Raw genomic sequence first — 15,858 nt, 5'->3', positions numbered from 1 at the left:
GAATCTGCGCCGAACCGTGACGCTCGTAAATTCGCGCACGTTAGGATTAAGTTAAATCTATAGGAATCGCATTGAACAAAGATGAATTTGATGAGCTTTATAGGTTTTTAAGGTCTGAGGTTTCTCGCGCTGGTTTCAGCTATATTGACCAAGTGATCGACGGTGAATTTAATAGAAGTCAAGAAGGGAAAGAAGCCGTTGAGAGTTACCTTGAATATCTAATAAAGATGCTTCGTGAACGTAATTTTAAGATGGGAGATTCGGTATTAGATGAATTAAATGGTTCCATCGAAACCAAGTCCGGAAACCCAATAAAAGAGATTGAGATTGTTTTATCGAACGAGGAATCTCAAAGGTATAAGGTTAAATCTGAAAGCTTAAGAAAAGGCGTAGATTATTCGCCTCTGATTATCAGTTTAGAATCTTTTAAGAAAAAAATTAGCAATACTCCAGAACATACACCAAGAGGACCAAGTGGTGGCCCTAGTTTCCCTTAAAAATGAAATCGTTAGTATGTTTCAAGAATCAATTTATGCGGAGTCTGAATCAGAATATGAGATCATTAAGGCTGAGGAAAAAGGAGGCAAGCTGTATGAAGCTTACTCGCTAGCAATCCTATGTAGGAATCTGAAGGAAAAAGAAGGATTTCGGTTGGTTTTAAGTAAAGGCCACAAGCTTTATCTTAAGCGTGGTACAGGCCCAATCAATCGTAATTATCCTTGCATTCAAGCTTATAAAAATGATGAGTTAGTTGCAGAAATATGGACGGATGTCTGCTTTCTCTCACAGAGCTACTTGCGCACAAGTTCTTTTCTGAGGTCTGCACAACCACAATACGGTGATTATCATGAGCTCGACATATTGATGGTTGATCCCGGGTTGGAATCCTATCCAACTCCTGATCAAATATGGCTTGGTGTCGAATGTAAGAATACTGGGATGAAGAAAGGTATACTGAAAGAGATTCTCGGAGTGAGAAGAGAGCTCAGTTTTATAAGCGAAGAATGTGAGACCAAGTTCAGTAAATGGCCACAGTCAAAGGCAAGATCAAATCCTCCGTCATGCCTTTTGTTATTTTCTAGTGATTCTTCGGTGAAAAATTATTCCTGCTCGGGTCGTTTTTACGATATTAAATTTATTCATGAGCCATTCGAATAATTATTTAACAAGCCAAAGAAAAATAATAAATGGATCTGAGTGAATTAACCTAGTTGCTACAGGCATAATTCACTTGACTGCCTTGTATTATATCAAATTATAGCCGTTAAGTAGGGTAATCCATGGATTTTAAAAAGAATCTCTCTGACCACTTTAAGAAGTTCTCTGCATCTCCATTTCTTTTTGTTGGCTCGGGTATGTCAAGGCGATACCTAGGAGCAGAAAACTGGGAGGAGTTATTAAAACGATTTTGCAAATTGATTGGTGAAAATTATACAAAAATTAGATCTCAAGCTGACGGTGACATGATGAGGATTGCTAGTATATTGGCCCAATCATATAGTGACAAGTGGTGGGATAGTGACATCAAGGGAGGCAAGGAGGATGCCTACTCAAACCATTTGTTGAAGATGGACTCTCCAATAAAAATTGAGATATCAGATTACTTAAAGAATATTCACGAGAATATACGAGAAGAATATCACACAGAAATCAAGCTCTTATCCTCTAGCAAAATTGATGGAGTTATCACTACAAACTGGGATCTATTTCTGGAATCTATATTTACCGAATTTTCCGTTTTTGTTGGGCAGGATGGGCTTTTCTCTAGTAGAAACCATGGAATAGCGGAAATATATAAGATTCATGGTTGCTCTAGCGAGCCTAATAGCCTCATATTAACTTCTGAAGACTATGATCGTTTTAGAAAAAAGAATCCTTATCTATCTTCAAAGTTGCTAACGATATTTATAGAGCACCCAATTATTTTTTTAGGGTACTCACTAACAGATCCTCATATACTGGAAATTCTAGAGGAAATTGTCGAATGTTTCCCAAGTGACAAGATTGACGCATTAAGAGAGAATATTATTTTTGTTGAATGGTCTGCAGATGCCAATGAGCCAGTGCTAACAGAATCAATCATACTCAAGACGCTGCCTGTTAAGCTAATTAGAGCAAATTCTTATGTGCAAATATTTGAAGTTCTTTCGGAAGTAAAAAGACGTATTCCTGCACACATATTTCGACAAATTAAAGATGAGTTATACGAATTGGTTGTTACTAATGATCCGAAAGGCAAGCTCTATGTTAAAGAAGCTGACGACCTGGATGGAACTGAGGGGCAACACGAATTTGTGGTCGGCTACGGAGCTATTAGCAAGATAAAAATGTCAGAGGGAATAGCCAAGCAAGGAATTGTTGGTGTCACTAGGGAGGACATAGTTAGGGATGTGATTTTTGATAGTGGAGGCTATCAAGCAGGCTCGATTCTCTTTGATGCGTTTCCCAGTATTATTAAGGGCCAGGTTAACATCCCAATATATAAGTATCTAAACGGTGCCGGCTTAATTTCTGAGAAAGGCGAAGTGAATAGCGACGGCCTATGTGATGCGGTAAAGTCACGAATAGGGCATGGCGTTGAAAAGTTTAGACCTACTGGGTATGAAGAGAAGCGATCAAGAGGCATCCCGCAAGTACAAGAAGGTATAGAGCAGTTGTATAACGCGGTGGATTTTAACCTGTTTTTGAGAATGGCAGTTTTTGTTCCACCTGAAAAAGTTGATTTGTCGGATCTTGAAAGCATACTGAAAGCACATGCAGATGATGATTTTTCTACGGGAGAAAGAAGTCAGTTTATAAAAATTGTATGTGCTTATGATTTTATCAAGTACTCGCGTAGATATGAGATAAAGAGATAAAATGGGCGGATTGAGTTAGCCCCAATAATACGACAATTCCCCTAATTTATAAGGTCTTAAAAGTATTTTTCGAGAAAATTCAATTGATTTCCTTTAGCCCAATCATTGATCTGGCCGCATCCGCCAAGCTCACCAGCGTCAATATGCGAGAATACTATGAGCGCTATGGTGTGGCGTGGGATGTTGCTGCTATAGAATCACAGACTGCTGATCTTGATAACTTTGACCTCATTGCGGACGGTGTGGCTGTTGGTGCTGTGCGCCTTTCCTATGAAAGCGACTGCTGTTATCTGCGGGATTTACAGGTAGCGGAAGGCTATAAGAATCGTGGCTATGGTGCGGCTGCCATAGCCAAGTGCGTGCAGTTGGCATTGTCCAAAGGTGCACGTGTATTGAAGTTAAAGGTGTTTCAAATCAGTCCGGCTTATCGTTTATATGAGAGATCCGGCTTTGTTGTTGAATCAAGCGATGACAGATTTTATTACATGTCGCGGGTGCTGTAGCCAAGGTTACTAAGATTGCTCGGATGCACAGGTGGGGCTGCCTATATCGATAGAGGGTGTTGGCAATGAATCATGCACTGGGTGCCGGGTTGTTCCTCGGCGCAGTGCTGGCAAGTAGCTCGGTTTGCTTGCCGAAAAACCATATGTTCTTAAAGGGCCCAAGATCATTGCTCAGGAGCGGCTTAATGGCTGCGACGATGGCGGTATCGGTGGCGAGGGTTTGACCGGCGGTGTAGATCACCAGGTCGATCGGTTCGGCGACGCGGTAGCGCTTGGTGAGTTTCTTGATAACGGTCTGGCGGGCGTTGTGGATGCCGTCGTTGACGCTGGCGGAATGATCGGGTTGTTTCGCTGCCGCCAAGGCCGGATTGCAGGCTTCCGTTAGTTCAAAATACTGCACGCGGCCCTGCGTATGGCAACGGATATCCGGTTCTCCTTGGGTTGGGTCACCTTTCTCAATGTGCAGGTGGTTGGTGTTCAGGCCAATGGTCTGAGCAAAGGCCAGAAATACACGTTGTTCTGTTTTAAATTTTTCGGCTTCGCCGTTCATGTCGGTTTGATGCTGCGTTAAAACCTATTGCGGTGTCAGTCTTCCAGGAAAAAAGTGACGGTGGTTACAACGCGCACGTCCTTTTCAAGTTTTTTGGTGTCGCCGTAGTTTTCGCCTACATCGCGGATTTCAAAACCCCCTTGGCGGGCACTACGGATTCCGCCTACTTTCACGCCGGCAATGGCGGCGAATTCTGCGGCTGCGATCTTTGCGTTACTGGTGGCCTCTTTCAGCATGTCGGGTTTGATATCGTTGAGTTGGGTAAAGTGATAGGCCGGTGCGTTGTTCTGCAGGTCCATGCCTTCAGCCACCAGGCGATTCAGCTTGTTCCTGCCGTCGGCCACCAGCTTGACTTTACTGGTTTCCACTTCAATTTCACCCACCAGAAGATGGCTTTCATCCACCAGCTTCTGGTTTTCATCCCGGAATTCGTTTTTGTAGTAACGCACGATGCCGGGTTTGATTTCAGCCGCATCGAAGCCGGCGTCCTGCAGTAAGGCGACTATTTTTTCCCGGTTTTTCTCGGATTGGGTATAGAGGTCCGGTATGTCGGATTTGGTCTTACCCGTCACACTGTATTCAATAGACCAGTAGGCTTTATCTGCCATGACCCGGCGCTCTGCCAGGCCTTTCACGTCGGCGGTATTCACCGCCACATTGGATTTGTAGAGCGTTTCGCTAACGAAGAAGCCGGCAAACGCTAGGCCTGCAGCGATAAATACAGCGGATACAATTTTTTCCATGGCCAATGGGTCCTTTTGGCTTAAACGTGAGTAAAGCGTTAAATGCGTGGGTCTGACTCCGCCACAAAGGCCTGTGCCTTGTTGGCCTCGTGTTGTTTGACCAGCGCCGGGTGAGACGAGAAATCGTACAGATGGCGAAATGCCGCCCAGTCCAGCAGGCAGTAGAGGCTGATGGCCGGGTAGTTCCAGTCTGCGAACAATCCGGCTTCACACTGCCGGTTCAGCTCGCTGAAGATTTCAGCCATGCGCTCGCGCTGCAATTTAAAAAACATCACATCGCTGTTGGTATCCAGATTCGAGCGCTCGCACAGCAATAGCTCAATCATGGAATCGTTGGCGGCGTTAATCAGGGTGAGCTGATTTTGCTGGTCCCAGCTCAGCGGTGTAAGGCCGAGTTTTTCCGTGAGGTAGCGGTGGATGACATTGGAGTCAAACATGACTTTGCCGTCGTCTTCCAGCATGGGGATTTTCAGTGTGGGATTGATGGCCTTGAGCGTGGCCCTGTCTTCCGGGCCAAAGATGTTCATGTTGACGAAGTCGTACGCCTGATTGGCCAGAAAAACCCGCAGGCGGCGGACGTAGGGGCTGGTGGTTGAACCGTATAGCTTCATGTGAGTTCCCCGTATGGCGCACTGGCGCGCACAAGTTGCCAGTGCGGGATGTTCGGATCGCCATCGGGGAAGAGCAGGTGGGTTCAGGCAGGGGGTCAGCTTATTTGCTGGCTTCCAGTTTCCTCACCTGAATCGCCTCAATCCCTTGCCCGGCATCGGCATCGTAAAGGCCCAGGGTGTCGGAAATCACCACTACCTGATCGCCCTCACTGAAGCCGTAGCTTAACAGCAGATCAAAGGCTTTGCGCAGGGTTTTTTCCGGGTCTTTGGAGAACAATAGTTTGTGCGCGTACACATTGCGGTTCAGGCCCAGTTGGCGGCGGGTGCGGCCGTCGTTGGTGAAGGCGTGAATCACTGAATGCTGTGGATGGCAGTTGGTGATGTAGTTGGCCATGCGGCCGCGGCGGGTAATCACCACAATGGCACTGGCCTTTAAGGATTCGGCCAGGTGCACCGCGCTGGCGGCCAGGTTCTGTTTGTGGTCCCGGGTTTCCAGGTCATTGGTGAACGCGAGCCCGCGGTGCTTCTCAATGGTGGTGGCGATGTTGTGCATGGCCTCCACGCATTTGATGGGGTATTTGCCCACGGTGGTTTCGCCCGAGAGCATAATGGCATCGGCTTCTTCGTACACGGCATTGGCCACGTCGGTCACTTCGGCACGGGTGGGCATGGGGTTGTCGATCATGGATTCCAGCAGGTGGGTGGCCACAATCACGCGTTTGCCCTGTTGTGCGCAGGCGCGCACGATGCGGCGCTGGATGTGGGGCAGTTCCCAGAATTCCACCTCACAGCCGAGATCGCCACGCGCCACCATGATGCCATCGGCGGCGTCGATGATGGCATCGATATTGTCCACGCCTTCCTGGTTTTCGATTTTGGCCACGACTTTGATGCGGCCGGCCTTGTCGCCCAGCAGTTCATTCAGTTCGGTAATGTCGCTGGCTTCTCGCACAAAGCTGAGCGCGATGAAATCCACATCCATGTCCATGCCGAACAGAATGTCGTTGCGGTCTTTGTCGGTGATGGAGGGCAGGTTCACGCGGATGCCGGGCAGGTTCACGTGGCGTTTGCTTTTGAGTACGCCGCCATCAATCACCCGGCAGCGCATGACGCGTTCGTGTTTTTCCAGAATCTCCAGGTTGATCAGGCCGTTGTCTACGGTGAGTTTATCGCCCACATCCATGTCGTCGATCAGATCTGCGTAGTTCACCATCAGCGAATGCTCTTCCACATCCTGGGTGCCGCGCGCCACCACCGAGATAATGTCGCCGGTTTGCAGGTTCAGGTCGTTGTCGCGCTCACCGGTGCGGATCTCCGGGCCCTGGGTATCCAGCAGAATCGCCACCGGGTGCGGCAGGGTTTTATTCAGGCGCTTGATGGCTTTGATCACTTTGGCATGGCTCTGGTGGTCGCCGTGTGACATGTTCAGGCGTGCCACGTTCATGCCGGCATGGGCGAGCCGTTCCAGCATGGCGTAGGACTCCGTTGCCGGGCCGATGGTGCAGATGATCTTGGTTTTGCGCATGAAGCCATCCGTTGATGCGTGAATTTTCAGTGTAGCGGGTGCTTACACCAATAAGCATACCCCGAATGGCGCACTAGCTTTAGAATAGCTGCCATTCAGGAGGCTAATGTTGGACATTGTATTTATTCTGGTGGCGCCGGCGGTGCCGGAAAACATCGGCGCCAGTTGCCGGGCGCTGAAAACCATGGGGTTTGGCCGCTTGCGGCTGGTGGCTACCGAGGCGCACCAGCACAAGCAGGCCCGCATCCTGGCGCACGGGTCAGGCGAGGTATTGGAGGCTGCGGAAGTCTTTCCGGATCTGGCAAGCGCTCTGGCCGATGTGGACCTGAGCATTGCCACCTCCGCCAAAAGCCGGCACCAGTGGCGTAGCCTCACGCCGGCCGATGAACTGGCGGACCTGATTGCCCACAAGGGCGATACGGTGGCGCGCGCTGCCATCGTGTTCGGCTGTGAGGAGTCCGGCCTGTCCAACGAGCAGCTGGCCCTGTGTCAGCTGATTTCCTGCATTCCCCTGCCGGTGACCTATCCCTCGCTGAATCTGAGCCAGGCGGTGATGCTGTACGCCTATGAGCTGCGCAGCCTGGCCGCTAATGCGGCGTCCCCGTCTGCGCCCGTGGTTGAGGATGGCCGCCAAAGCCAGTACCTTTCACTCAGGCATAAAACCCAGGAACTGCTGGAACAACAGGGCTATGGCCCCGAATCCAAGCTGGCGCGCTGGGCGTTGGAGCTTCTGCCACAAGCGGATGCCAAAGCCATCGGCTTCCTCCACGCCCTGTGCGATAAATTCACAAAACGATAAAACACAATAAAAAGGACATGACCATGGCTGATACCCCTGCCACCGCGCCGGAACAATCCGGCGGTCTGCAAAAGGTGCTGGACTGGATTGAACGCACGGGCAACAAGCTGCCCGACCCGGCGATGATTTTTTTCTTCTCGCTGGTGATTGTATGGCTCCTGAGCTGGCTCTTGTCCGGCATGAGCTTTGAAGAGATCGATCCGCGCACCGGTGAAGCGATTGTGGTGAACAACCAGCTCACGGGTGATGCCCTGGCCACCTTTCTGGCCGGCATGGTGAAAACCTTTACCGGCTTCGCGCCGCTCGGCGTGGTGCTGGTGGCCATGCTGGGTGTGGGCGTGGCCGAACACTCGGGCTTTATCAATACCGGCATCAAGCGGGTGCTGGACCGCACGCCCCAGTTCCTGCTCACGCCCATCGTGATTCTGGTGGCGATTGTGAGCCACACGGCCACCGATGCCGGCTACGTGCTGGTGATTCCGCTGGCGGGCGTGATTTACTACGCCATGGGCCGGCATCCGCTGGCGGGTATTACGGCGGCCTTTGCCGGCGTATCCGGCGGTTTTTCTGCCAACTTTGTGCCTTCAGCCATCGACCCGCTGCTGCAGAGCTTCACCCAGAGCGCGGCGCAGATTGTGGACCCGGCCATTCAGGTGAACCCGCTCAATAACTACTTTTTCACCAGTGCCTCGTCGGTTCTGGTGATTCTGGTGGGCTGGTACCTGAACGATAAAATCATCGAGCCGCGCCTGGCCAAAGTGAAGGTGGACGGCGACCCGGAAGACATTCCGAAATTTGCCGATGTCACCGCCAAAGAAAAGCGCGCGCTGTTCTGGGCGCTGGTGGCCATGGGCCTGGGCGTGGTGGCGCTGGTGGCGGCGGTGTGGCCGGAATCTTCGGCGCTGCGTGCGCCCAATGGCGAGATTGCGTCCTTCAGTGCGCCCCTGATGCACTCCATCGTGCCGCTGATTTTCCTGCTGTTTATTATCCCCGGCATTGTCTATGGCTACCTGGCGGGCACCTTCGAAAACTCGCGTGACGTAATAGGTGCCATGAGCAAAGCGATGGACGGGATGAGCTATTACATTGTGATGGCGTTCTTCTGTGCCCTGTTTATCAGTGCGTTCAATACCTCCAACATCGGTGCGTTATTGGCGGTTAAAGGCGCCGACACCCTGCGCGAATGGGCGCTGCCGGCCTCGGTGACCGTGGTGGGGATGATTCTGCTGACGGCGTTTGTGAACCTGTTTGTGGGCTCGGCCTCCGCCAAGTGGGCGCTGATCGGCCCGATTCTGGTACCCATGCTGATGCAATTGGGTCTGTCGCCCGATCTCACCCAGGCCGCCTACCGTATCGGCGATTCCAGCTCCAACATCATCACCCCGTTGATGCCCTATTTCCCGCTGGTGGTGGTCTATGCCCAGCGCTATGTGAAAGGCACCGGCATTGGTACGCTGATTTCAATTATGTTGCCTTACTCGCTGGTGTTGCTGGTGCTGTGGACGGCATTTTTACTGATTTACTGGTCATTCGGCTTACCACTGGGTATACAGGCCAGTTATGTTTATCCCGCGCCCTGATCGGGCGCCTGTGAAGGAGTTGTGATGCGCATCGGATTGTTGCTGGTGGCCCTGGTCGCCACCCTGTGTGTGGGCTGTGCGGGGCTCAAGCCTGGCATGGAAAAGCCGCGCGTGAAGGTGGTGAGCCTCACGCCAGTGGCGGCTGAAGGCTTCCAGCAGCGTTTTGCGGTGGGCCTGGTGGTGACCAACCCCAATGCCGATGACATCGCCCTGCGCGGTATGAGCTACGACATCGGCATTGCCGGTCACGACATCTTTTCCGGTGTGGCTGGCCAGCTGCCGGTACTGAAGGCCTATACTGAAACGCCGGTCACGGTGGAAGTGTCTGCTAATCTGATGAGTGTGTTGGCGTTGATATCCGATCTGGCCAACCGCAAACCCGATGAGTTGGATTACAAGCTGTCGGCCAAACTGGATGTGGGTGCCATGCTGCCTTCCATTACCGTGGAGGAAGCTGGCCCGCTGCCATTTTTCAAACCCGCACAATTGCGCGCGACAACGCGCTGATGGTTGCCATCGTGGAGTGAACGTGTCAGAAAAATCGGCCCCGCTGAATTTTACCCAGTTATTCAACGACAGCTACGAGCGGTTGATGAATGCGGGGCAACACGATTTTTTCCAAACGTTTTATCAGCATTTTGTCGCCGCCTCGCCCGAGGTGGCGGCAGCATTTGCCAATACCAATATGGAAAAACAATACGACATGTTGCATCTGTCACTGATGCAAATGATGTCGTTCGCCTCCGACCGGCGCGCCAACAGCTACCTGGAAAAGGTGGCAACGCGCCACGCCAATCTGAATATCCACAGCAATCTTTACGACCTATGGCGCGAGAGTCTGTTGAAAACCGTGCGCGAACTCGATCACCAATACGATGCGCAGGTGGAACTGGCCTGGCGCATTACGCTGGCGCCCGGGCTTGAATTCATGCGCGCCTACGGGCAATTGGCTTCCTGAACCTCAAGGCGTTGGCGGTTCCCATCCGCCGCCCAGTGCGCGATAGAGCTGCACCAGTGCCTGTAACTGAATAGTGCGCGCGCCACTGAGCGTGAGTTCCGCATCAAACAATTGGCGCTGGGCATCCAGCACATCCAGATAACCCAGTACGCCTTCACCGTATTGCAGCTGCGCCAGCCGCAGGTAGGCGCGGGTACTTTGCATCAGTTGTTCGGTGGTGCCGAGGATGCGGGTGGCGGAATCATAACCTTGCAGTGCGTTACTGACTTCCACCAGTGCCACGCGCACCGTGCTCTCGTAATTCAGCAGTGCCTGCGCCTGGCTATTGCGCGCCAATTCCAGATTGGCCAGATTGGCGCCGCTGTTAAATACCGGTTGCAGGAGCGAGCCGGCCAGGGTCCAGCCATTGGCGCTGGATTGCAGTAACGTATCGAGTTCGTTGCTGGTTTGGCCGATACTGCCGGTCAACTGAATGCGCGGAAACAACGCACCTTTGGCGACGCCGATACCGGCGGTGGCACTGTGCAGGCGGGCGTCGGCGGCGCGGATGTCCGGCCGCCGTTGAAGTAATTCTGCCGGCAGACCCACCGGCAATTGATCGGGAAGCGCCATATCGCCCAGCGTACGGGTCAGAGGCAGCGCCTGCGGCGCGCGTCCGAGCAGCAAGTTAAAACTGTTTTCCAACGCGAGTATTTCGTCTTCCAGCGCCGGCACCCGCGAGCGCGCCTGAGCCAATGCCACCTCTGCCTGACGCACATCCAAACCGGAAATAATGCCACCTTGCTTGCGCAATTCGAGAATACGCAGCGCTTTCTCCCGGGCGCTGACCGTGTCCTGGGTTATCAATAGCCGGTTGTGGGCATCGAGCAGATCAAAATAGGTGGTGGCCACGGCGGCAATCAGCGCCACCTGAACGTCATAGTGACTGAAGCGGGCGGCATCCAGTTCGGCATCGGCGCGCTCGGCCGCGCGCCGGTTAACGCCCCACAGGTCCAGCTCCCAGCTGACGCCCAGACCCAGCGTGTATTCATCGATCGGTGCACTGCCGGGGCTGTCCTGTTCAGATTTTTGTTCGCGCTCGGCACCGGCATTGGCATTAATGTGCGGAAAAAGCGGCGCGCGCGCTACCCGTCTGGCGGCTTCAGCGCGGGCCAGCTGCAGGCGAGCCGTCTGAAGATCGGGATTGTTGGCCAGCGCAGTGTTCAGAAAACCGCTGAGTTCGGTGTCCACATAAATCTGCTGCCATTGCATGGCCGCCAGGTTGTCCGCCTGAGGCGCGGAACGCTGCTCCACCAGATAGTAATCCTCGGGTGTGTTCTGTGCGGGCGTCTCGTGTTCCGGTCCGAGGGCACAGGCGCCCAGCAACGCTGCGACTGCGAGTGATAAAACCCTCATGACTGCACCTCCCGGGCCTGCAGACGTTTCGCCAGTACCACAAAAAACAGAGGCACCAGCACAATGCCGACACTGGTGGCCAACAACATGCCACCCAGAATGGGAATCGACATGGATTGACGTGCGATTGCACCCGGGCCCGCCGACAAGACCAGCGGCATGACACCCAGAATAAAACTCACGCTGGTCATCATGATCGGGCGGAATCGCTGACGCGCGGCAGTGATGGCGGCCTCCACCGGCGACACGCCCTCGCGCACGAGCGTGTTGCAATACTCCACAATCAAAATGGAATTTTTTGCCGCCAGACCAATGAGTGCAACAAAGGCTATCTGGAAAAACAAATTGTTTTCTACACCGCCCAGCCAGGACGCCGCCAATGCGCCGAGCATGGCGACCGGCGCGATGGTGAGCACCGCGAGCGGAATTATCCAGCTTTCGTAGAGTGCTGCCAGAAACAAAAAGACGAATACCAATGCTAACAACAAGGCGGTTTGGGTTTGGCCACCGGAACGGATTTCCTGGAAGGTCAGTCCGGTCCACTCATAGCCCATGCCGGGCGGCAACAGCTTTGAAGCTTCGGACTGAATTGCCCTGATGACTTCGCCCGAGCTGTAGCCGGTATTGGGTTCTGCCACCAGACTGGCGCTGGAAAACATGTTGTAGCGCACCACGTTGGCAGGGCCGGTGGTGAACTTCAGGTCTGCCAGCACTTCAATGGGTACCATGTCGCCGCTATTGGAGCGGACATAGTAATGGCGGATCGCATCGGGGCGGTCCCGATAATTGCCTTCGGCCTGGACTTTGACCCGGTAAACCCGACCAAATAAATTGAAGTCGTTTACTGAGCTGGAGCCGGTAAAGGTCCGCATGGTGGAATAGATGTCCGCCAGTGGAACGCCGATGGCTTTGGCGGTGGCGCGGTCCACTTCCAGTTCATAAAGCGGAATATGTGATTTGAAATCGGTGCTCATGCGTTTCACCGCCGGGTGTTGCTGGACTGCGCGCGACAACTGCTCTGCATAGGTGGGCAATTGTTGCCAGTGAGTACCCGAGCGATCCTGTAACTCCAGTTCGACGCCGTTGGAGTTACCCAGCCCCGCAATGGCTGACGGCTTGAATACCCGGTTGGTGGTTTCCAGAATCGTGTCGAACGCAGGCGCCAATTCATTCATCACCTGATCCACGCTTACGCCCTCGCGTTCAGACCAGTCTTTCAGAATAACTTCCAGCGTGGCATCCGCCTCGTCGCCGCCCGAGCGTTTACTCTCTCCCGCCAGACTGAAAACGTGCGCTACTGCGGGATGTTGCTGGGCAATAGCCTGGGCGCGGCTGGCAATGAGTCGCGAACGTGCCACCGAGGCGCCATCGGGTAATTCAAGGTCCACAAAAAAACGTCCCTGGTCTTCCACCGGCATAAAACTGGCGGGCAGGTATTTGAACAGCAAAAAAGTGGCACCCAGCAGTGCACAAAAACCTACGAGCGCACGGCGTCGGTGATGGAGGCAAGCGCGCACGGCCGTTTCGTACACCTGGCCGCCGCGGGCCAACCATTGGTCCACGCGGGTAAACACGGGGCGCAAACGCGCGGGCGGCGGTGTGTTTGAGCGAGTGAGCAACAAGGTGCAGAGGGCGGGGCTGAGGGTGAGCGCCACCAGTGTGGAAATCAGTACTGCGACGGTAATGGCCACCGCAAATTCCCGGTACAGAATGCCGCTGATGCCGGGTAAAAAGGCCACCGGCACAAACACCGCCGCCAGCACCAGGCTGGTGGCCACCAGTGCCCCGGACAGTTCCGCCATGGCCTGCCGGGTGGCTTCCAGTGCGCTGGCGCCGGTGTCTTTCATGATGCGCTCAACCGATTCCACCACCACAATGGCGTCATCCACGACGATGCCAATGGCCAGCACCAGGGCCAGCAAGTTGACCGTGTTGAGGGTAAAGCCGAAGGCCTGCATGGCGGCAAACGTGCCGATAATCGACACCGGTACCGCGAGGGCGGGAATTAATGTGGTGCGCCAGTTCTGCAGGAACAGGAATACCACCAGCACCACCAGCAGCAAGGCCTCGGCCAGGGTCAGAATCACTTCTTTAATGGCCTCTGCAATAAACAGTGAGCCGTCGTACCACACCTGCCACTGCAGCCCCTGAGGAAAGGCGCCAGCCAATTCAGCCATGGTGGCTTTTACCTGAGCGGCCACTTGCAGTGCGTTGGCGCCCGGCATGAGGTAAACCTGCAGAATGGCGGCGTCTTTGCCATTGAGTTTGGATTCCAGCGTGTAAGCGGAAGATTCCAGTTCGATGCGCGCCACGTCGCGCAACCGGATCATGGCACCGGAGCTGTCGGCCCGCACAATTACATTGCCGAATTCGTCGGGTGACGACAGTCGGCCCTGGGTGGTGATGGGGTAAGACTGGGTGACGTTGTCCTTGGTAGGTTGCCCGCCCAGCGAACCGGCCGCGGCTTCGGTGTTCTGCTCTTTAATGGCATTGATCACATCGCTGGTGGTCAGGCCGTGTGCGGTCATGTAATCGGGCCTGAGCCAGACCCGCATAGAGTAGGAGCGCGCGCCGGTATTGCGGGTGCGGCCCACACCGGGAATGCGACGCAGGGCGGCCTCGATGTTGATGGTGGCGTAGTTGGAGAGGTAAATGTCGTCGTATTTCGGATCGGTTGAGGTAATCGCCAGCTTCAGTAACTCGACCGCGGATTCCTTGTCCACGCTCACGCCTTCCTGCATCACATCCACAGGCAGGTTGGCATCGGCCTGTTTGGCCCGGTTTTGTACATCGATGGCGGCAAAATCCGGGTCGGTGCCCACTTCAAATGTGAGAGTGATATTGACGCCACCGCTTTTGGAGCTGGATGAGCGCATGTACAGCATGTTGGGGGTGCCGTTAAGCTCCTGCTCGATCGGGGTGGCGACCGACTCCGAGGCAGTGCGCGCCGAGGCGCCGGGAAAGGAAGTACTGACTTTCACCGAAGGCGGGCTGATGTAAGGGTATTGGTCGATTGGCAAGGTAAATACTGCGATCAATCCCACCAACGTAATAACGATGGAAATGACCGATGCTTTCACCGGCCGGTCCAGAAAATGTGCGGCAATCATGGTTGCTCGCCGGCCTCCCCGCTGGGTTGATCGGGCACTGGCGTGTCCTGAGGGGCGCTGTCCTCGGGCGCGAGCAGGTCCGCTTGTTGCTGTTCCAGACGCTTGGCGTAGGCCTCGGCCGAGACCGTGCGAATGGTTTGGCCGTGACGCACTTTATGAATGCCCTCCACAATGATCTGCTCGCCTGCCGACAGTCCAGAAGACACCACTACTCGCGCTTCCGAGCGGGGGCCGGTGACAATAAAGCGGCGTTCAACGGTATTGTCTGGCATGGCCACCATGACAAAGGTCCCGCCCTGCTCGACCTGGATGGCTTTTTCATGAATCACCACCGCATCGGCAATCACATCCAGTTCCAGCCGGGCATGCACGTATTGGCCGGGCAGCAATTCGCGATCGGGGTTGGGAATCACTGCGCGCACGGCAAAGGTCCCGGTGCGGGGGTTCACCTGCGGGTCGGTGAAGTCTACGTCGCCCCAATAGCGGTAGCGAGTGTCGTCGGGCAGCGTGATCTGAACAAAGCCCTCCACCGCTTTGCCCTCGGTGTCCAGTTTCTGCTGGTCGTCAAAGCTGGATTTACGGCGACGGGCGTTCAGGTAGTCGAGTGCCGACATGTGGAACTGGACGTACATGGGGTCGACCCGTTTGACGGTGGTGAGCAGGGATTGTGCGCTGCTGCCCACCAGCGCACCCAGGTCGGCCTGGGTGGCACCCACAAGACCATCGATGGGCGCGGTCACCCGGGTGTATTCGAGCTCCAATGACGCTTCTTTCAATTCGGCTTGCGCGGCGGCCAGGCCGGCGCGGGCCTGATCCCTTGCGGCCAGTGCATTATCCAGATCCATCTGACTGGCGGCATCCTGTCTGAACAACGGTTCGAGTCGCTCCACATCGCGTTGAGTTTTTCGCAGCAACGCCTGCGCATTTTCCACACCTGCTGAAAGGCGGTTAACTCGGGCTTTGTAGGGGCGGTCATCAATCCGGTACAACAGGTCGCCGGCTTTGACCCGGCTGCCCTCAGTGAAGGCTACTTCTTCGATAAAGCCGTTCACCCGCGCGCGCACTTCTACGTCGAGTGAGGCGCGGGTGGTGGCGACATAATCACCGTAGATCGGGAAATAAGTGGATTGTGCGGGGGAGGTCACCACCTCCACCGGGGCCGGTGGAGGGGTTTCTTTGCAGGCAAGCAACGTGCACAGCACGGCGGGCCAAATCCTTTTGTACAT

15 protein-coding genes are annotated in these 15,858 nt (G+C 54.3%); 8 read left to right on the top strand and 7 right to left on the bottom strand.

Annotated features, from left to right (window positions below):
* Positions 1-71 precede the first annotated feature (71 nt).
* From M5M_RS10850 to M5M_RS10835, 4 genes are all read left to right on the top strand, one after another.
* Positions 72-497, top strand: coding sequence for a hypothetical protein (locus M5M_RS10850; protein WP_015047536.1), 426 nt, complete (start codon positions 72-74; stop codon positions 495-497).
* A complete protein-coding gene (locus tag M5M_RS10845; RefSeq protein ID WP_016389355.1) occupies positions 478-1,158 on the top strand; it encodes a hypothetical protein in 681 nt (226 codons plus the stop codon). The genes M5M_RS10850 and M5M_RS10845 overlap by 20 nt, the downstream gene beginning before the upstream one ends.
* 122 nt (positions 1,159-1,280) lie before the next feature.
* Positions 1,281-2,858 (top strand): SIR2 family protein, encoded by a 1,578-nt coding sequence (locus M5M_RS10840; RefSeq protein ID WP_015047534.1) that lies wholly within the window; start codon positions 1,281-1,283, stop codon positions 2,856-2,858.
* A gap of 83 nt (positions 2,859-2,941) precedes the next feature.
* Positions 2,942-3,361 carry a GNAT family N-acetyltransferase gene (locus tag M5M_RS10835; protein WP_015047533.1) on the top strand — a complete coding sequence of 140 codons (420 nt, stop codon included), beginning with the start codon at positions 2,942-2,944 and terminating at the stop codon, positions 3,359-3,361.
* A 70-nt stretch (positions 3,362-3,431) separates the two neighbouring features.
* Here the strand turns inward: M5M_RS10835 and M5M_RS19545 are convergent, their stop codons facing one another.
* From M5M_RS19545 to pyk, 4 genes are all read right to left on the bottom strand, one after another.
* Positions 3,432-3,911, bottom strand: a complete 480-nt coding sequence (locus tag M5M_RS19545; RefSeq protein WP_015047532.1) for a hypothetical protein — start codon at positions 3,909-3,911, stop codon at positions 3,432-3,434.
* Positions 3,912-3,946: 35 nt separating this feature from the next.
* Positions 3,947-4,654 (bottom strand): SIMPL domain-containing protein, encoded by a 708-nt coding sequence (locus tag M5M_RS10825; protein WP_016389354.1) that lies wholly within the window; start codon positions 4,652-4,654, stop codon positions 3,947-3,949.
* 38 nt (positions 4,655-4,692) lie between these two features.
* Positions 4,693-5,265, bottom strand: a complete 573-nt coding sequence (locus tag M5M_RS10820; protein ID WP_016389353.1) for a glutathione S-transferase family protein — start codon at positions 5,263-5,265, stop codon at positions 4,693-4,695.
* A 100-nt stretch (positions 5,266-5,365) separates the two neighbouring features.
* Positions 5,366-6,790: a pyruvate kinase gene (gene pyk, locus M5M_RS10815; protein ID WP_015047529.1), complete on the bottom strand. Its 1,425-nt coding sequence runs from the start codon at positions 6,788-6,790 to the stop codon at positions 5,366-5,368.
* 106 nt (positions 6,791-6,896) lie between these two features.
* On the opposite strand from pyk, the gene M5M_RS10810 reads away from it, so the two are divergent.
* The 4 genes from M5M_RS10810 to M5M_RS10795 are packed head-to-tail and all read left to right on the top strand — an operon-like array spanning position 6,897 to position 10,127.
* Positions 6,897-7,589, top strand: coding sequence for a tRNA/rRNA methyltransferase (locus M5M_RS10810; protein WP_015047528.1), 693 nt, complete (start codon positions 6,897-6,899; stop codon positions 7,587-7,589).
* Between the two features lie 23 nt (positions 7,590-7,612).
* Entirely contained in the window at positions 7,613-9,169 is a 1,557-nt protein-coding gene (locus M5M_RS10805; protein ID WP_015047527.1) for an AbgT family transporter, read from the top strand.
* 24 nt (positions 9,170-9,193) lie between these two features.
* Positions 9,194-9,676 carry an LEA/WHy family protein gene (locus M5M_RS10800; protein WP_015047526.1) on the top strand — a complete coding sequence of 161 codons (483 nt, stop codon included), beginning with the start codon at positions 9,194-9,196 and terminating at the stop codon, positions 9,674-9,676.
* A 22-nt stretch (positions 9,677-9,698) separates the two neighbouring features.
* Positions 9,699-10,127 (top strand): globin, encoded by a 429-nt coding sequence (locus tag M5M_RS10795; protein WP_015047525.1) that lies wholly within the window; start codon positions 9,699-9,701, stop codon positions 10,125-10,127.
* Between the two features lie 3 nt (positions 10,128-10,130).
* Here the strand turns inward: M5M_RS10795 and M5M_RS10790 are convergent, their stop codons facing one another.
* From M5M_RS10790 to M5M_RS10780, 3 genes are read right to left on the bottom strand one after another with little or no spacing between them, the layout of a single operon-like run.
* Entirely contained in the window at positions 10,131-11,522 is a 1,392-nt protein-coding gene (locus M5M_RS10790; RefSeq protein WP_015047524.1) for an efflux transporter outer membrane subunit, read from the bottom strand.
* Positions 11,519-14,632 carry an efflux RND transporter permease subunit gene (locus M5M_RS10785; protein WP_015047523.1) on the bottom strand — a complete coding sequence of 1,038 codons (3,114 nt, stop codon included), beginning with the start codon at positions 14,630-14,632 and terminating at the stop codon, positions 11,519-11,521. Before M5M_RS10785 ends, M5M_RS10790 begins: the two co-directional genes overlap by 4 nt.
* Complete coding sequence (locus M5M_RS10780; RefSeq protein WP_015047522.1) at positions 14,629-15,858, bottom strand: efflux RND transporter periplasmic adaptor subunit; 1,230 nt, start codon at positions 15,856-15,858, stop codon at positions 14,629-14,631. The genes M5M_RS10785 and M5M_RS10780 overlap by 4 nt, the downstream gene beginning before the upstream one ends.

The organism is Simiduia agarivorans SA1 = DSM 21679 (assembly GCF_000305785.2).
Classification (GTDB): Bacteria; Pseudomonadota; Gammaproteobacteria; order Pseudomonadales; family Cellvibrionaceae; genus Simiduia; species Simiduia agarivorans.
Note: the sequence above shows the minus strand (reverse complement) of the source record. Positions and strands in the feature narration are given on the sequence as shown.